The sequence below is a fragment of the Escherichia sp. WS2035 genome (genome assembly GCF_046487065.1).
Classification (GTDB): Bacteria; Pseudomonadota; Gammaproteobacteria; order Enterobacterales; family Enterobacteriaceae; genus Escherichia; species Escherichia coli.
Genome location: NZ_JBJQKD010000003.1, coordinates 364,454 through 382,272 on the forward strand (window position 1 = coordinate 364,454; position 17,819 = coordinate 382,272).

Below are 17,819 nucleotides of genomic sequence, written 5' to 3' on the forward strand. Positions count from 1 at the left end.
TACAGAGACCGGGCAACAGGATTAACTTTTGGTTTTGACTAAATCGTTTTTGGCGCTGCCAAATGGCACGGCACCGCTAAATGGTTTGCCGTCGATAGCGTCATGAGTACGCAATGCTTCCGGGCGCAACCAACGCTGAACACGAGAAGGCATATCCAGACCAATCAGCAGGATCACCACAAACGTTAAACTAAACGAGAGCGAGCCAAGTGCCGTTCCCAGATCCAGACGTTGAGCGATCAACGCGCCGAGGATTGGAGCTAGTGCACCGCCCAGTGCGCCAACGTTGTAGGTAAAGCCCAGCCCCGCCGCACGCTGGTCGGTATCGAAATAACCGCCGATCAGTTTCGGTAAAATCCCTGAGATGCCCTGACCAAGCATTTGCTGGAAGAACAGTAACAAACCGAGCACCCAGACGTTTGCGCCGCCAATCGCAAATACCGGAATAATCAGCAGCTGCGAGGCCAGCAGACTACAAACGTACGCTTTGCGGGTTCCCAGCCAGTCACCGAGGAAGCCACCGACGCAGCACCCCACCGCCGCGCCAAAGCCACTAAAGAACAGCACATTGGCGACAGTATGCGGGTCATAAGCCAGATCGGTTTTCAGATACGTTGGCAGCAGCGCCTGAATCGGCCATGAGTAGAGGAAAGCGAACAACACGACCACCATCAGCATTACGCCCGTTGGCCAGCGTTTGCCCGTACTCTGCACCATAAAGCTGATAAAGATTGCGGCGCATAACAGCCCGAGTACAGCGACGATTGCGGCATTTTGCAGGTTACCGGCGAAGCAGAACCACAGCGCAGTAGCCGCCGCCAGCGTCATTACGATATTGGCAATGCGATGTTCACCACGGTAAAGAATGTCTACCATCGTGCGTACTGGTGCTTTACCCCCGTGTTTCTCTTTCCAGTCTTCCGCTTCCGGGATGTTTTTACGCAGCCAGAGAGCAAAGATGATTGGCAAAATGCCGATAAAGAACAGCGCACGCCAGCCCCAGACCGGAACCACCAGACTATAGACCTGAGCGGCAACGACGGCCCCCACTGAGAAGCCTGAAATCAGAAAACCACTGGCTTTGTTACGCAGATGCTTTGGCCAGCTTTCAATGACATAGGTGGCGCTGGAACCGTATTCACCCGCCATCCCCATGCCGATGACCAGACGAGCGATAAACATGGTGATGTAGCCTGGCGCAAAGCCGCAGGCCAGCGTCCCGGCCGAGAAGAGAACGATGCTGGTGACCATTGCCAGACGACGCCCGTAGCGGTCACCCATAGCGCCGAGCATCAGGCCGCCGAACCAGCGAGAGATAAAGGCTGCGGAGATCAGACTTGCCGCCTGCACCGTCGTCAGCCCGAATTCACCCTGTACTTCGGTGAGTACCAGGGCGATTAAAACGAAATCAAAACCGTCAAGCAGATATCCCAACCAGGCAGCGGAAAATGCCCGCCATTGTGCGCGGTTAAGATGGCGATACCACGGGATATTCTGGGTTGTAGTACTCATTGTGAGTCTCCCGCGGTGGGCGATGCCCACACGCTTTGGTATGAAAATTGTAGGGTACAGATGCGTTTATTTCCCCTCACCCGGTAGGGGCGAGCGAGGGGAAACAACTCACCCGCGCTCTTGCATCAACTGCTGAGCCAGCGCCTTCAGTTCTGGCAGATATTTTTCATCTACCGGACCAAACGGTTTGCGGCACAGCGGCACAGAAACGACATCCATATAATGCAGGACAGTTTTCAGCCCACGGAATACGCCAGTTTTGATCAGTAAATCAATGACTTTGTTGCACTCAGTTTGCAGTTTCTGCGCGGTCTGGATATCGCCTTCTTTCAGCGCCTTCACGATCCCCTGATAACGCCAGCCCATGATGTTGTAAGTGCTGCCGATACCGCCGTCTGCGCCCGCCAGAAGACCAGAGGCGAAGATTTCGTCGTAACCGTTATAGAGCACCAGATCAGGATGTTCACGACGGATCTGCTCCATCTGATAGAGATCGCCAGAGGTCTGTTTCAGCGCACCTACGCCAGGCAGCGTAACCAAGGTGTTGATCTGATCCAGGGTCAGTTTTACCCCGCTCAGGGCTGGAATGTTGTACACCACCATCGGCAACCCATCCGCTGAATCAATAATTGCCCGATAGTGATCGCAGTGTTCTTCAAAGCTGAAAGGATAGTAGAACGGCGTGACGGCGGAGACGGCATCGAAGCCATAACGTTTAGCCGATGCCGCAAGTTGTTGGCTTTCGGCGGTGCTGACGCAACCGACATGGGCGATGAGTTTAATCTTACCTTTCGCCTCTTCAGCGACGATTTCCAGTACCTGTTCGCGCTCGGAAAGGCTTTGTACAAAGGCTTCGCCGGTCGAACCACCCACGTACAAACCGTCGATGCCCTGCTGAATATTGAACTGAACCAGGCGGCGCAGACTCGCTTTATCCAGTGCTTGTTGTTGGTCAAAAGGAGTCAGGAGTGCAGCCATTACGCCACGTAAATTCGTTGCCATAAATACCTCTGAAGTGATGCTTGTCTGATAAACGATATACCTTTATACCTGTTATACCAGATCAATTAAGCAACACCCCATACAGAAAGCTTATAATGCGATCTGCTTCACTAAAGTGGCATTATTTCTTTTTGTTGGTGGTCTGACCGAAGGCGTGCCAGGTAGCAGAGACGCTGTTGAGATGCGATTGCAACGCGCGATCGGCTTCGTCAGGATCATGACGGCGGATCGCGTCAACGATCGCAATATGCTGTTGATAGCTAACGTTGTTATGCTCATGCAGAGCCTGATCGGTCACGGTTGGACGTGCGGCGATTAGCCAGTCGAGCAGGGCAACGTGGATCGCCATGAAGATTGGGTTACCCGGGATCTCCGCCAGAACGCGGTGGAAATCAACGTCTGAGCGAATGAATGCCGCGTTGTTATCCAGCGACTGACTGTTGATTTCCAGTGCTTTTGCCAGCAAATCGATTTGCTCATCGGTGGCGTGTTCAGCCGCATAGCGCACCAGGCTGGATTCAAAGAACAGACGTAATTGTTCGAAATGGGCAATCCCACCAGGATGAGAAAGGAAATCTTTCGCCATGCCGGAAAGCTCGCCGATGATGGTGTCCGCAGAAGGACGTGAGACGCGGGCACGTTCGCCGTTGTTTATTTGCACCAGACCTTTGCGTTTTAACGCTGCCAGCGCTTCGCGCACCGAAGGACGCCCGACGTTAAAGAACGCCATCAGTTCGCGTTCAGACGGTAATTGTTCACCTTCGCCAAATTCACGACGGCGGATCATCTGTTCCAGCTCTTCTTCCACCATTTCGGAGAGTTTTTTACGCGCCAGCGGGCGGCTGCGCAAGTTGCGCCCGATAGTGGTAGTAGAATCTTCAGCTTGCGGATCAAATGCGTTCATAGGACTCATTCAGGAAAATGCGTTAGCGGATAATAACGACGCTATCGTAGCACAGTATCAAAGTCAGGCGAAAAGATGACAGATAGCAAAACAGGCCACATGGGCCTGTTTTCATTTTACTTCACAACGCGTAATGCCGGTCGACCACCGCGTGGTGGCTGCGGAGGTTCATCGTCAGGATGAGTTTCATCATCGTGATCTGGCTTGTCGCCATCGATAACCGACATAACGGTTTCGTTGTCTGCCGATGCCTCTTCATCATTCATGATGCTGGCATCTTCATCGTAGGCAGCTTCAGGCTCAAACATCGTGCCTGCGCCATTTTCACGGGCGTAGATAGCCAGCACGGCAGCCAGCGGCACAGAAACCTGACGCGGAATGCCACCAAAGCGCGCGTTAAAGCGCACCTCATCATTCGCCAGTTCCAGATTGCCGACAGCACGCGGCGCAATGTTGAGTACGATTTGCCCGTCACGCGCATATTCCATAGGAACCTGCACGCCAGGGAGCGTCACATCCACCACCAGGTGCGGCGTGAGCTGGTTATCCAGCAACCACTCATAGAATGCACGCAGCAGATAGGGACGACGTGGTGTTAGCTGTGACAAATCCATACAGATTAACTCCGGCCCAGACGCATTTCACGTTCTGCTTCAGTTAAAGAAGCAAGGAAAGAGTCACGTTCAAAGACGCGGGTCATATAGCCTTTCAGCTCTTTCGCACCCGGGCCGCTGAACTCGATGCCCAGTTGCGGCAGACGCCACAGCAGAGGAGCAAGGTAGCAATCGACCAGGCTGAACTCATCGCTCAGGAAGTACGGCTTCTGACCGAAGACCGGCGCAATCGCCAGCAGTTCTTCGCGCAGTTGCTTACGTGCGGCATCGGCTTCAGAAGCTGAACCGTTGATGATGGTGTTCATCAGCGTGTACCAGTCTTTTTCGATGCGATGCATGTACAGACGGCTTTCACCGCGAGCTACCGGGTAAACAGGCATCAGTGGCGGATGCGGGAAACGCTCATCCAGATATTCCATAATGATGCGAGATTCCCACAGGGTCAGCTCACGATCCACCAGGGTCGGAACGCTCTGATTCGGGTTGAGGTCAATCAGATCCTGAGGCGGATTGTCCTTTTCCACGTGTTCGATCTCGAAACTTACACCTTTCTCAGCCAGCACAATGCGGACCTGATGGCTATAGATGTCAGTAGGACCGGAAAACAGCGTCATTACCGAACGTTTGTTGGCAGCGACAGCCATGAAAACCTCCAGGTATAGTCAGAATTTTTACTGCTACCAGCCACCAGGTGGCCAGTCAGAAGTTGTGTTACCCAGTAAGGAACGACTCTCTTTGTTCGAAAATCAAACAAAAAATGAGCAATACCCGACATTTGGGCAGAAAATTGGATGATAGTTTACCAGATTTTGCGACCTTTGTGGTGAGTCGATGCCGGAAATGGGGAAAAAGAGATGCGCTTTAGTCTGAAATAGTTGACTTAGTCCCTTATTGGCGATGTGGTTTTTGTTTTACCTGTCTGTCAGGTGGCAGCAAAAAGCAACTTTCCATTTTTTACGCTGATGCAGATTTTAGCCATAAAAAAACCCGCCGAAGCGGGTTTTTTCGCAAATTGTTTTCTGCCGGAGCAGAAGCCAATTAACGTTTGGAGAACTGCGGACGACGACGTGCTTTACGCAGACCGACTTTCTTACGTTCAACCTGACGAGCGTCACGAGTAACGAAGCCAGCTTTACGCAGTTCAGAACGCAGGGACTCGTCGTATTCCATCAGAGCGCGGGTGATACCGTGACGGATCGCACCAGCCTGACCAGAGATACCACCACCTTTAACGGTGATGTACAGGTCCAGTTTCTCAACCATGTCGACCAGTTCCAGCGGCTGACGAACTACCATGCGAGCAGTTTCACGACCGAAGTACTGTTCCAGAGAACGTTGGTTGATTACGATTTTACCGTTGCCCGGTTTGATGAAAACGCGAGCTGCGGAACTTTTGCGGCGACCAGTGCCGTAGTATTGATTTTCAGCCATTGCCTATAATCCCGATTAGATGTCAAGAACTTGCGGTTGCTGTGCCGCGTGGTTGTGCTCGTTACCCGCGTAAACTTTCAGTTTACGGAACATAGCACGACCCAGCGGGCCTTTTGGCAACATGCCTTTAACCGCGATTTCAATCACACGCTCAGGACGGCGAGCAATCATCTCTTCAAAGGTCGCTTGTTTGATACCACCGATGTGGCCGGTGTGGTGATAGTACACTTTGTCAGTACGCTTGTTGCCGGTTACAGCAACTTTGTCAGCGTTCAGAACGATGATGTAATCACCGGTATCTACGTGCGGAGTGTATTCCGCTTTGTGCTTACCGCGCAGGCGACGAGCCAGTTCAGTAGCCAGACGGCCCAGAGTTTTACCGGTCGCGTCAACAACATACCAGTCGCGTTTTACGGTTTCTGGTTTAGCTGTAAAAGTTTTCATTAAAAGCTTACCCAATAAATAGTTACACGTTGGTGAACACCCAAACGTCTTCAATTGTTGAGGTTCACACGACAAAGTCCGGCAAACCTACCCCTTCGAATAGCCTATGCCAGCACACAAAAAGTTTCGGGAAAAAAAACTTTCTTGTAACGTGGGGTCGCAGGATTATAGAGAAGTCGGGGTCAAAGATCGACCCCTTTTTGTGATTTGTGGCAGGTTTTACCCCGCCAAATGCTCGCGCTTCAAATACTCTTCGCTTTGCATCTCTTGCAGACGTGACAGGCAACGCTGGAACTCAAACTTCAGCCGCTCGCCCTGATAAATTTCATACAGCGGCACTTCTGCACTCACCACTAATTTGACATGGCGCTCGTAAAACTCATCCACCAGCGCAATAAAGCGCCGCGCTTCGCTCTCCATCAACCGCGTCATAACTGGTACATCAAACAACATGACCGTGTGAAAGAGGCGTGAGAGCGCAATATAGTCATGCTGACTGCGGGCGTCGACGCACAGCGTAGTAAAAGAAACCGCCAGCGTCTGGTTCTCGACGCCCATTGTCGCCAATGGCCGATGGTTGATTTCTAACGTCGGTGAATTTTCTCGTTTCGCCCCCGCCAGCGCCAACCATAGTTTATCCATTTGCGCCCGGGTTTCATCGTTGAGGGGCGAAAGCCACAGATGCGCCTGAGTGAGTGTACGCAGGCGATAATCAACACCAGCGTCCACGTTCATTACATCACAATGCTGTTTAATGGCATCGATTGCAGGCAAAAAACGCGCACGTTGCAGGCCATTTCGATAAAGTTCGTCCGGCGGAATATTTGACGTCGCTACCAGGGTAATACCGCGGGCGAACAGGGCTTTCATCAGACCGCCAAGTAGCATGGCATCGGTAATATCAGAAACAAAAAATTCGTCAAAACAGAGCACGTCAGTTTCTGCTTTAAAGCGATCGGCAATAATTTCCAGCGGATCGGTCTGCCCCTGCAAAGCAGTTAGCTCTTCATGCACCCGCAGCATAAAACGGTGAAAGTGCAGGCGCTGTTTCCGCTCTCCCGGCAGACTTTGATAGAAAAGGTCCATCAGCCAGGTTTTCCCGCGTCCTACACCGCCCCACATATATAAGCCACGCACTGGCATATGCTTTGTGTCTTCGCGTTTACCCCACAGCTTACCGACCCGCGCCATTAGCCCACTCGTCCTGGGGGCTGGTGGCGTGCTATTGACGAGTTCCTTATAAATAATTTCCAGGCGGCTGACGGCCTCTTTTTGAACGTCGTCGGGTTGATGGCTGCCTTCATTGAGCGCCTTCAGGTATTGCGATGTTGGGGTAACGCTTTGCATGATCTTATTGTTATTCCTTGAATAATCGGTGCGCCGTTGTTCACGGTTGACGAAAAAAAGGCCGTTCTACACTACGCGATATGCTGTCGGGATTCCACTTCTGTGGAATTAACGGTTATAGTGGCATAATCAGCCGCAGGCATGGAGCCTGAAGCCAACACCCTACGGAAACAAAAGACAACGGGAGATGTTCATGACCTGGGAATATGCGCTAATTGGGTTAGTCGTCGGCATCATTATTGGTGCTGTGGCCATGCGTTTTGGTAATCGTAAACTACGCCAGCAACAAGCGTTGCAGTACGAACTGGAAAAGAATAAAGCTGAACTGGACGAGTATCGCGAAGAGCTGGTTAGCCACTTTGCCCGCAGCGCGGAATTACTGGATACCATGGCGCACGACTATCGCCAGCTGTATCAGCACATGGCGAAAAGCTCCAGTAGCCTGCTGCCGGAACTGTCTGCGGAAGCAAACCCGTTCCGTAATCGTCTGGCAGAGTCTGAAGCCAGCAACGATCAGGCACCGGTGCAGATGCCTCGCGACTATTCTGAAGGCGCATCCGGCCTGCTGCGTACTGGCGCGAAGCGCGACTAATTTATTTTTGGGGCGCAGCCATTGCGCCCTCCTCTTCTCTCCCTCCCCGACTATCATTTAATCTGGTGTCTCATTGTTAGCCGTCTGAAAATTCAATAACATCAAACTGTTTTGAATCTCTTTTCTTATCATTCAGGTACGAGAGCAGGAATAATGAAAAAACAAACCCAGCTGTTGAGTGCATTAGCGTTAAGTGTCGGGTTAACTCTCTCGGCGTCATTTCAGGCCGTCGCGTCGATTCCAGGCCAGGTTGCCGATCAGGCCCCCCTCCCCAGTCTGGCTCCAATGCTGGAAAAAGTGCTTCCGGCAGTGGTGAGCGTACGGGTGGAAGGAACGGCCAGTCAGGGACAGAAAATCCCGGAAGAATTCAAAAAGTTTTTTGGTGATGATTTACCGGATCAACCTGCACAACCCTTCGAAGGTTTAGGCTCCGGTGTCATCATCAACGCCAATAAAGGCTATGTGCTGACCAACAACCATGTGATTAATCAGGCACAGAAAATCAGTATTCAGCTCAATGATGGGCGCGAGTTTGATGCAAAACTGATTGGTAGCGATGACCAGAGCGATATCGCCCTGTTGCAAATTCAAAACCCGAGCAAATTAACGCAAATCGCTATTGCCGACTCCGATAAATTGCGCGTCGGTGATTTTGCCGTGGCGGTCGGTAACCCATTTGGCCTTGGGCAAACCGCTACCTCCGGGATTATATCTGCGTTAGGCCGCAGCGGTCTGAATCTCGAAGGTCTGGAAAACTTTATTCAAACTGATGCCTCCATTAACCGCGGCAATTCCGGTGGTGCGCTGTTAAACCTTAACGGTGAGTTAATTGGCATCAACACTGCAATCCTTGCGCCTGGCGGCGGTAGCGTCGGGATTGGATTTGCCATTCCCAGTAATATGGCGCGAACACTGGCGCAGCAGCTTATCGACTTTGGAGAAATCAAACGCGGCCTGTTAGGTATCAAAGGCACCGAGATGAGTGCCGATATCGCCAAAGCCTTCAACCTTGACGTGCAGCGTGGCGCGTTTGTCAGCGAAGTGTTGCCAGGTTCTGGCTCGGCGAAAGCGGGCGTCAAAGCGGGCGATATTATTACCAGCCTCAACGGCAAACCGCTGAATAGCTTTGCTGAGTTGCGCTCTCGTATCGCGACCACCGAGCCGGGCACGAAAGTGAAGCTTGGCCTGCTGCGTAACGGCAAACCACTGGAAGTAGAAGTGACGCTCGATACCAGCACCTCTTCGTCGGCCAGCGCTGAAATGATCACGCCAGCGCTGGAAGGTGCAACGTTGAGCGATGGTCAGCTAAAAGATGGTGGCAAAGGTATTAAGATCGATGAGGTTGTCAAAGGAAGCCCAGCTGCTCAGGCTGGCTTGCAAAAAGACGATGTGATCATTGGCGTCAACCGCGATCGGGTGAACTCGATTGCTGAAATGCGTAAAGTGCTGGCGGCAAAACCGGCCATAATCGCCTTGCAAATCATACGCGGCAATGAAAGCCTCTACCTACTAATGCGTTAATGTCGTAAACCGGGCATCAGGCTGACGTGTGATGTCCGGTTAACTCGTGGTATGCTGCTGCCGTTCCCTTTTTTAACGATGCCTCCATCATGTTTGTGAAGCTCTTACGTTCCGTTGCGATTGGATTAATTGTCGGCGCTATTCTGCTGGTTGCCATGCCTTCGCTGCGCAGCCTTAACCCGCTTTCCACTCCGCAATTTGACAGTACCGATGAAACGCCTGCCAGCTATAATCTGGCGGTTCGCCGCGCCGCGCCAGCGGTGGTTAACGTTTATAACCGCGGTTTGAACACCAACTCTCACAACCAGCTTGAGATCCGCACCCTGGGATCTGGTGTAATCATGGATCAACGCGGGTATATCATCACCAATAAACACGTGATCAACGACGCCGATCAGATCATCGTCGCCTTACAGGATGGACGTGTTTTTGAAGCGTTACTGGTTGGCTCTGACTCTCTAACCGATCTGGCGGTGCTGAAAATTAACGCCACAGGCGGTTTACCAACGATTCCGATCAATCCACGCCGCGTACCGCACATTGGCGATGTGGTTCTGGCGATCGGTAACCCGTACAACCTCGGGCAGACCATTACCCAGGGGATTATCAGTGCCACGGGTCGAATCGGTCTGAACCCGACCGGGCGGCAAAACTTCCTGCAAACCGATGCTTCCATTAACCACGGTAACTCTGGCGGCGCGCTGGTGAACTCGCTGGGCGAACTGATGGGCATTAACACGCTGTCGTTTGATAAGAGTAACGATGGCGAAACGCCGGAAGGTATCGGCTTTGCGATTCCTTTCCAGTTAGCGACCAAAATTATGGATAAACTGATCCGTGATGGCCGTGTGATCCGTGGCTACATTGGCATTGGTGGACGTGAGATCGCCCCATTACATGCGCAGAGTGGCGGCATGGATCAACTGCAAGGGATCGTGGTTAACGAAGTGTCGCCTGATGGCCCAGCGGCAAATGCAGGCATCCAGGTCAACGATCTGATTATCTCTGTGAATAACAAACCCGCTATTTCCGCCCTGGAGACAATGGATCAGGTCGCGGAAATTCGCCCTGGTTCGGTGATCCCGGTTGTCGTGATGCGTGACGATAAACAGTTAACATTGCAGGTCACCATTCAGGAATATCCGGCGACCAACTAAGGTCAGCGTAAAAAAACAAAAACCGGAGTCTGTGCTCCGGTTTTTTATTATCCGCTAATCAATTACTTATTAACGAACTCTTCGCCCAGGGCGATATCTTTCTTCAGCGTATCCAGCATACCTTCCAGCGCGTTCTGTTCAAATGCGCTCAGAGTACCGATAGATTTACGCTCTTCCACGCCGTTTTTACCCAGCAGCAGCGGTTGAGAGAAGAAACGAGCGTACTGACCGTCGCCTTCAACGTAGGCACATTCGACAACGCCTTGTTCGCCCTGCAGTGCGCGAACCAGAGACAGACCAAAACGTGCAGCTGCCTGGCCCATAGACAGGGTTGCAGACCCGCCACCGGCTTTCGCTTCAACCACCTCAGTACCCGCGTTCTGGATACGTTTGGTCAGATCAGCCACTTCCTGCTCGGTAAAACTAACGCCAGGAACCTGTGACAGCAGCGGCAGAATGGTAACACCAGAGTGACCACCAATAACCGGCACTTCAACTTCGCCTGGCTGTTTGCCTTTCAGTTCCGCAACAAAGGTGTTGGAACGAATGATATCCAGCGTGGTAACGCCGAACAGTTTGTTTTTGTCATAAACACCGGCTTTTTTCAGCACTTCAGCAGCAATCGCAACTGTAGTGTTAACCGGGTTAGTGATAATACCAATGCACGCTTTCGGGCAGGTTTTCGCAACTTGCTGTACCAGGTTTTTCACGATACCGGCGTTAACGTTAAACAGGTCGGAACGATCCATACCCGGTTTACGCGCTACGCCTGCAGAGATAAGAACGACATCTGCACCTTCCAGCGCCGGAGTCGCATCTTCACCTGAAAAACCTTTGATTTTCACAGCAGTAGGGATATGGCTCAGATCGACAGCCACACCGGGAGTCACTGGAGCGATATCATACAGAGAGAGTTCTGAACCTGAAGGCAGTTGGGTTTTTAACAGTAGTGCAAGCGCCTGGCCAATACCGCCAGCAGCGCCGAGGACTGCGACTTTCATCCTAAACTCCTTATTATATTGATAAACTAAGATATGTTGCTCCGCTGCCGCGACCTTAATCCACAAAATTGCCGTTTACAATGACCACATCTCAAGAATGTGTAGTCACGCAAGTTTAGCGTTTATGCATTTAATTGCCGTAATCAGGAACCTAACTTACGTAATTAACAGTCACTTATGCATTAGCGCAACATTCCAACAGGTGGTGACAATATACCCTACCGCTCAGCCAAAACAATATCAATTTGATAACAATTAATTTACTTTTAAGCAGAATTTGCAGGCCGTGACGCAGGCATGTTTCTCAATAACGAAATTTGATAAAATCCCGCTCTTTCATAACATTATTTCAGCCTTCTTCAGGGCTGACTGTTTGCATAAAAATTCATCTGTATGCACAATAATGTTGTATCAACCACCATATCGGGTGACTTATGCGAAGCTCGGCTAAGCAAGAAGAACTAGTTAAAGCATTTAAAGCATTACTTAAAGAAGAGAAATTTAGCTCCCAGGGCGAAATCGTCGCCGCGTTGCAGGAGCAAGGCTTTGACAATATTAATCAGTCTAAAGTCTCGCGGATGTTGACCAAGTTTGGTGCGGTACGTACACGCAATGCCAAAATGGAAATGGTTTACTGCCTGCCAGCTGAACTGGGTGTACCAACCACCTCCAGTCCATTGAAGAATCTGGTACTGGATATCGACTACAACGATGCAGTTGTCGTGATTCATACCAGCCCTGGTGCGGCGCAGTTAATTGCTCGCCTGCTGGACTCACTGGGCAAAGCAGAAGGTATTCTGGGCACCATCGCTGGCGATGACACCATCTTTACTACCCCTGCTAACGGTTTCACCGTCAAAGAGCTGTACGAAGCGATTTTAGAGCTGTTCGACCAGGAGCTTTAATCTCTGCCCCGTCGCTTCTGGCGGCGGGGAAAATGTTGCTTTTGCCTATCAACCCACTGCTTTCCCCTGCGATTCATTTAACGAATAGTGCGTTTTACTGCGACATATCATTCACACAATGAATACATATAGTAAAAAAGCACATTATGCAAAATTCATTATCTAATTGAAAATACTATAATTAACAATAAATGATCGTGTTTTTAATTCTTTTTTGTTATTAAAATTCACATTTTTAACACTTAGTATCAACTGAAACAGTTAGCGTGGTATTAATTAGTTCAATAATTAGTGTATACTTGATTTTGTGATATGGGTCACGAAACAAAGGCCCAGCTAAAAGATTATGTCGAGGTAAAAATCATGAAAATCAAAACCACTGTTGCTGCATTAAGCGTACTTTCTGTTCTCTCTTTCGGTGCATTCGCTGCCGACTCCATTGATGCTGCACAAGCACAAAATCGTGAAGCAATCGGGACCGTATCCGTAAGTGGTGTGGCGTCTTCGCCAATGGATATGCGTGAAATGCTGAACAAAAAAGCGGAAGAGAAAGGCGCAACGGCCTACCAGATTACTGAAGCTCGTAGTGGTGACACCTGGCACGCTACGGCTGAACTGTACAAATAAACCCTCATCGTCTTGTCCGACGATATTGCCCCCGGTTCGGGGGCTTTTTTTGCGCTAATGACGAACATTAAAACGCAAATGCCCTTCCAGCTCTTCCTCTGCCTCATCAAACAGCAATATTAACGCGCCAAAACGGCGACGCGTTTTCTCTCCCAGATGAACAAATTCAATCTCAAGTGGTAGCGGCAGGACATCGTTCATTAACACATCCCATAGTGAGTCGAGATCGCGTACCTTATCTTTCGCCAGACCAAAGGTTTGGCTAAAGTCACGATAAAAATCCTCCTGACTCTCAATCTCATCAAAATCAAAGGTATAAATATTCATCTGTTGCCACCGTCACGTTTCGCGGCGAGTTCTGCCGTTCATCGCTAAGTATAGCCATGAAAAAACCGACGCTTCAGGCGTCGGTTTTGACTTAACTATCGGTCAACGCATGTTGATACTTATGGAGCATACCCGTAAGCCGATGTACTGGTTCCGTCACCTGCGGTGGCGCTTGCCAGATGCGTAGCTTTTCCTGGTAGATTTCCAGTTCTTCCAGCAACTGGCCAAAGTACCGACGACGTTTATCATCGCTACGGGCAGATATCACATGGTCTGCTGTGCGGCGCATTTGTCGGTGAAACGCCGATAAATCCTCGTTAACCGGGATCGGCGCATCACGCAGGCGCTGGTGCGCGATAATCATCGTCAGCGCCAGGCGAAATTTCGGCAAATCCCCTGGGAACTTATTCATCAGCAAAAACAGCTGCTGATAAAGTGCCGGGAGGTGATTCTCTTTACGACGTGCCACATTGGTAGTCATCGCGGAAACAGCGGCAGAAACAAACTGATTAAGCAGTACACGTCCAGTCCTGTCGCGCGATTTATCCCGCACCAGCAAAATAACGGTGAACGCGAGCACACAGCCGACGATTTGCCCTAATGCGCTGTCGAGAAACTGACTGAAATGGAAAGTCATCGGGTTATCCAGCACGATAATGTTTATGGTGCTGGCCAACGCCCCCATCGAGCCCAATCTCCGTTTCTGTACTTCTATGCCGAGGAAAAATCCCAGCACTGCCAGGCTAATACACAGCAGCAACATGCTCTGTTGGGTATTAGGGATAATCACCAAAAAGTAGAGCAGCCCTAACGGCAGCGCTGCCAGCGTCCCGTAGATAAAGTCGATCGCCACCATGCATGGATTCGGCAAACGCATTGCCAGTGACGTCACGACCGCAATCATCACCATTGCACCACTGCCGGAAGTCCAGCCCGTCCACAGCCAGAAAAGCGTGCCCAGAATGCAAGAAAGTGTGGTTCGCCAGAAGTTAACCATTGCATGATGACGTTCGGCTGACTCTACTTTTACTTCCGGTTCGCCTTGCAGGATCTCTTCTTCGGTGGCGTTGATTTTTGTGTTACTGATAACGCCGCGCTTGAGAAGCTGATAACGCGTTGCCGCCGCGACCCAACTATAAATGGTAACAGGCGTTTCCCGTTCCCCGGTCCAGGCGATCACTCTCCGCAGGCGTTTGAGCTGCTTGTGGACGTCCTGCGCAGTTTCTACCGGCGTGTCAAAAAATTCGCGGAAAGTATCAGTGATCAATTCCGGGCGCGTATTCTGAATAAGATAAGTTTCGCAGGATTGGGTAATCAGCGTCAGCGATAGCGTATTGATCGCTTTTAAACGTCGATTAGCCCGCGCCCAGCGGGAAGATTCCATATTCAGGTTGCTGCGCATACCTTGTAACGCCGTAGTACGTCGCACCAGATCGCCCCAGGCTTTATCGACAACTTCACCATCGCCATGCTTGATACAGAGTTGCATTAATTGATATTGCGCGACCAGCAAACTTTCCAGCTCTCGATCCACTTCTTGTTTGATCGATCGCGGAGAAAAGAGCAAATCCGCCATAATTGCACACACAATACCGATAACGATCTCGCTACAACGTTCGACGGCAAACTGCGGCGTAAGCAATGGTTCCGGCTGAATGGTGATCACAATGATCAGCGCGGTATAACCGGCCAGCCCCCACGCATACGAGTTTTCTATTCGTACCAGCGAGGATATCCAGGTACAAAAACCGGCCCAGATACAGCACACCAGAATCATCAATAATGGTGCTCGGATCATCGCAATGATGATTACCAGTCCGGCAATACAGCCAATAAATGTGCCGATGATGCGCAAAAAGCCACGATAGCGAATAGCGCCAGAATACGGTTCACCTCCCGCAGCAAAGGCCGGACCGGCGGCAACAATCGCCGCTGTCAGTACCGCCCAGCGTGGCGTTTCCAGCTGGAAGTGAAAGCCAACAAACAGCGCCAGTACAATGGCGGTCGCCAGTTTTACCGCAAAGCGAATATGTTGATTAGCAATGGAGAAAATACCCATCGTGATTAACCAAACTCACGCAGGCGATGAGCCATTTTACGGAAGAACGAATCCTGACTTTCGTCGCGATCTTGTTTGCCAGTGACTACCACCGTAGCAGTGGTGCCCGCAGGCCAGATGTTCTCTTGCTGGTTGTCGAGACGAATACGTACCGGAACACGTTGCGCCAAACGTACCCATTCAAGGTTAGAGTCGATGGTCGCCATCCCTTTGTCGTCACGCGTGCTGCTGGCATTGGTGACCCCTGCGGCAACACTATCAACAGTCCCTTTCAGCACTTTGTTACTGCCAAGCGGCGTGATCTCCGCACGATACCCAGGGCGCACCCCTTCCAGCTTAGTTTCTTCCATATAGGCCAGTACATAGAAGGAGTTCTGTTTCACCAGCGCAACCGCCGTTGATCCACGGGTAATAAACTCACCGGTATAGACGTTGAGGTTGGTCACCCAGCCATCTGCTGGCGCGCGGATCACCGTGCGTTCAAGATCCAGTTTTGCCAGATCGCGGGTCGCCTGCGCTTTCGCTAACTGATGCAGAACCGTTTGTAGTACGTTGTTGGCCTGGTCGATCTCTTCGCGGGACATCGCCTGCACACCGAGACGGTTACGACGTCCGGCCTCCTGGCGTTTCTCCTGTGCCAGTACCTGATAATAAGCAACATCGGCTTGCGCTTCCTCAAGCGCCTTTTGATAGCGCGGCTGGTCGATGGTGAACAGTACCTGTCCTTTTTTCACCAGCTGGTTATCATGAACATTCACCTGGGTAATGAGTCCAGAAACGTCCGGCGCGATCGCAACGACGTCAGCGCTAAAGCGCGCGTCACGCGTCCACGGGGATTCGGTGTAATAGACCCAGGCATTAAAAATTGCGATGAAGGCCAGAATGACTAATACGACCGTGATGGCCGTACGGGAGAATTTTCTTATTAGTGTTTTCACTTCAACCTCAAACGAACAGTCGCGATATCAAATAAAACAAGCAGCAATAGAGCGCGGTGTTGAACAACGCCGGATGCCAGACAAAGTCGTAGATACCTGTTGGCACAAGTACCCGGCGCACCAGCCAGAAAATCGCCAGTGATAAAAGCAATTCGAAAAATATCGGTGGGAAGGACAGCCCAAACACCACGATAACGGGAAACAGACTCATGTTGACCTTGGTTGTATAGAGAGAGCAGGCGTTATTATTTTCAGCATCTGTCGCCGCAGAGAAGGGCATGGAAAGCCGGGCGAGAGCAACATTGCTGTAGATTGATATTTAATATATTAACGTAACTGTTATGCTGTTATCTATATTATGTGATCTAAATCACTTTTAAGTCAGAGTGAATAATGGAACGACTAAAACGCATGTCGGTGTTTGCCAAAGTAGTTGAATTTGGCTCTTTTACCGCCGCCGCCAGACAGCTACAGATGAGCGTTTCGTCCATCAGTCAGACGGTGTCAAAACTGGAAGATGAGTTGCAGGTAAAGCTGTTAAACCGTAGCACACGCAGCATTGGCCTGACCGAAGCCGGTAGAATTTACTACCAGGGCTGCCGTCGGATGCTCCATGAAGTGCAGGATGTTCATGAGCAACTGTATGCCTTCAATAACACCCCCATCGGGACGCTGCGCATTGGCTGTTCTTCAACTATGGCACAAAATGTTCTCGCCGGGCTGACAGCAAAAATGCTGAAAGAATACCCAGGTTTGAGCGTCAATCTGGTTACCGGAATTCCTGCCCCCGACCTGATTGCCGACGGTCTGGATGTGGTGATCCGCGTCGGCGCGTTGCAAGATTCCAGCCTGTTTTCCCGCCGTCTGGGCGCGATGCCAATGGTGGTGTGCGCCGCAAAAAGCTATCTCACACAATACGGCATACCGGAAAAACCCGCCGATTTAAGTAGTCACTCATGGCTTGAATACAGCGTGCGGCCCGACAATGAATTTGAACTGATCGCACCGGAAGGGATCTCGACTCGCCTGATCCCACAAGGAAGATTTGTGACTAATGATCCGATGACGCTGGTGCGCTGGCTGACGGCGGGTGCCGGGATCGCCTACGTGCCGCTGATGTGGGTGATCAACGAGATCAATCGTGGGGAGCTGGAGATCCTGCTGCCACGTTACCAGTCAGATCCACGCCCGGTTTATGCGTTATATACCGAAAAAGATAAGCTGCCGCTGAAGGTACAGGTCGTGATCAACTCGCTGACGGATTATTTTGTTGAGGTCGGTAAATTGTTTCAGGAGATGCACGGGCGCGGGAAAGAGAAGTAATTAATATTGTACTGTTACGTTGTACAAACCTGTGCCGACGGGTTCCCCTAACCCCAGAGGGGCGAGGGGACCGTTCGTGCACGGAGAAGGATTAATTATCCTTCTGAAAATACTG

19 protein-coding genes are annotated in these 17,819 nt (G+C 50.9%); 6 read left to right on the top strand and 13 right to left on the bottom strand.

Annotated elements, in window-relative coordinates:
- Positions 1-21: 21 nt before the first annotated feature.
- From nanT to zapE, 8 genes are all read right to left on the bottom strand, one after another.
- The gene (gene nanT / locus ACJHX4_RS08685; RefSeq protein WP_000108477.1) at positions 22-1,512 is read right to left on the bottom strand and encodes a sialic acid transporter NanT; all 1,491 of its coding nucleotides are present in this window, start codon (positions 1,510-1,512) and stop codon (positions 22-24) included.
- A gap of 108 nt (positions 1,513-1,620) precedes the next feature.
- Positions 1,621-2,514, bottom strand: coding sequence for an N-acetylneuraminate lyase (gene nanA, locus ACJHX4_RS08690; RefSeq protein WP_000224714.1), 894 nt, complete (start codon positions 2,512-2,514; stop codon positions 1,621-1,623).
- A gap of 121 nt (positions 2,515-2,635) precedes the next feature.
- Complete coding sequence (nanR, locus tag ACJHX4_RS08695; RefSeq protein ID WP_000074796.1) at positions 2,636-3,427, bottom strand: transcriptional regulator NanR; 792 nt, start codon at positions 3,425-3,427, stop codon at positions 2,636-2,638.
- 107 nt (positions 3,428-3,534) lie between these two features.
- Entirely contained in the window at positions 3,535-4,032 is a 498-nt protein-coding gene (sspB, locus tag ACJHX4_RS08700; RefSeq protein WP_000366127.1) for a ClpXP protease specificity-enhancing factor, read from the bottom strand.
- Positions 4,033-4,037: 5 nt separating this feature from the next.
- Positions 4,038-4,676 (bottom strand): stringent starvation protein SspA, encoded by a 639-nt coding sequence (gene sspA, locus ACJHX4_RS08705; protein WP_000257293.1) that lies wholly within the window; start codon positions 4,674-4,676, stop codon positions 4,038-4,040.
- A 394-nt stretch (positions 4,677-5,070) separates the two neighbouring features.
- Positions 5,071-5,463, bottom strand: a complete 393-nt coding sequence (gene rpsI / locus ACJHX4_RS08710; protein WP_000829818.1) for a 30S ribosomal protein S9 — start codon at positions 5,461-5,463, stop codon at positions 5,071-5,073.
- A gap of 15 nt (positions 5,464-5,478) precedes the next feature.
- Complete coding sequence (rplM, locus tag ACJHX4_RS08715; protein ID WP_000847559.1) at positions 5,479-5,907, bottom strand: 50S ribosomal protein L13; 429 nt, start codon at positions 5,905-5,907, stop codon at positions 5,479-5,481.
- A gap of 219 nt (positions 5,908-6,126) precedes the next feature.
- A complete protein-coding gene (gene zapE / locus ACJHX4_RS08720; RefSeq protein WP_001192301.1) occupies positions 6,127-7,254 on the bottom strand; it encodes a cell division protein ZapE in 1,128 nt (375 codons plus the stop codon).
- Positions 7,255-7,447: 193 nt separating this feature from the next.
- On the opposite strand from zapE, the gene zapG reads away from it, so the two are divergent.
- The 3 genes from zapG to degS all read left to right on the top strand — a co-directional run bounded on the left by zapG (position 7,448) and on the right by degS (position 10,524).
- Positions 7,448-7,846, top strand: a complete 399-nt coding sequence (zapG, locus tag ACJHX4_RS08725) for a Z-ring associated protein ZapG (protein ID WP_001295270.1) — start codon at positions 7,448-7,450, stop codon at positions 7,844-7,846.
- A gap of 153 nt (positions 7,847-7,999) precedes the next feature.
- Positions 8,000-9,367, top strand: a complete 1,368-nt coding sequence (degQ, locus tag ACJHX4_RS08730; protein WP_001296452.1) for a serine endoprotease DegQ — start codon at positions 8,000-8,002, stop codon at positions 9,365-9,367.
- 89 nt (positions 9,368-9,456) lie between these two features.
- Positions 9,457-10,524: an outer membrane-stress sensor serine endopeptidase DegS gene (gene degS / locus ACJHX4_RS08735; protein WP_000497726.1), complete on the top strand. Its 1,068-nt coding sequence runs from the start codon at positions 9,457-9,459 to the stop codon at positions 10,522-10,524.
- Positions 10,525-10,586: 62 nt separating this feature from the next.
- On the opposite strand, the gene mdh is transcribed toward degS, so the two are convergent.
- Entirely contained in the window at positions 10,587-11,525 is a 939-nt protein-coding gene (mdh, locus tag ACJHX4_RS08740; protein ID WP_001295272.1) for a malate dehydrogenase, read from the bottom strand.
- Between the two features lie 434 nt (positions 11,526-11,959).
- Here mdh and argR point away from each other — a divergent pair, with 434 nt between their 5' ends.
- Positions 11,960-12,430 (top strand): transcriptional regulator ArgR, encoded by a 471-nt coding sequence (gene argR, locus ACJHX4_RS08745; RefSeq protein ID WP_001257847.1) that lies wholly within the window; start codon positions 11,960-11,962, stop codon positions 12,428-12,430.
- A gap of 363 nt (positions 12,431-12,793) precedes the next feature.
- Positions 12,794-13,057, top strand: coding sequence for a peroxide/acid stress response protein YhcN (gene yhcN, locus ACJHX4_RS08750; RefSeq protein ID WP_000695690.1), 264 nt, complete (start codon positions 12,794-12,796; stop codon positions 13,055-13,057).
- 54 nt (positions 13,058-13,111) lie between these two features.
- Here yhcN and ACJHX4_RS08755 read toward each other — a convergent pair whose 3' ends face one another.
- The 4 genes from ACJHX4_RS08755 to aaeX form a co-directional block, all read right to left on the bottom strand.
- Positions 13,112-13,384 carry a barstar family protein gene (locus ACJHX4_RS08755; protein ID WP_001029013.1) on the bottom strand — a complete coding sequence of 91 codons (273 nt, stop codon included), beginning with the start codon at positions 13,382-13,384 and terminating at the stop codon, positions 13,112-13,114.
- A gap of 91 nt (positions 13,385-13,475) precedes the next feature.
- Complete coding sequence (gene aaeB, locus ACJHX4_RS08760; protein ID WP_000510944.1) at positions 13,476-15,443, bottom strand: p-hydroxybenzoic acid efflux pump subunit AaeB; 1,968 nt, start codon at positions 15,441-15,443, stop codon at positions 13,476-13,478.
- 5 nt (positions 15,444-15,448) lie between these two features.
- Complete coding sequence (gene aaeA / locus ACJHX4_RS08765; protein ID WP_000854033.1) at positions 15,449-16,381, bottom strand: p-hydroxybenzoic acid efflux pump subunit AaeA; 933 nt, start codon at positions 16,379-16,381, stop codon at positions 15,449-15,451.
- Between the two features lie 7 nt (positions 16,382-16,388).
- The gene (gene aaeX / locus ACJHX4_RS08770) at positions 16,389-16,592 is read right to left on the bottom strand and encodes a p-hydroxybenzoic acid efflux pump operon protein AaeX (protein WP_000051841.1); all 204 of its coding nucleotides are present in this window, start codon (positions 16,590-16,592) and stop codon (positions 16,389-16,391) included.
- A gap of 182 nt (positions 16,593-16,774) precedes the next feature.
- On the opposite strand from aaeX, the gene aaeR reads away from it, so the two are divergent.
- Entirely contained in the window at positions 16,775-17,704 is a 930-nt protein-coding gene (gene aaeR / locus ACJHX4_RS08775) for an HTH-type transcriptional activator AaeR (protein WP_000440317.1), read from the top strand.
- Positions 17,705-17,819: the final 115 nt, after the last annotated feature.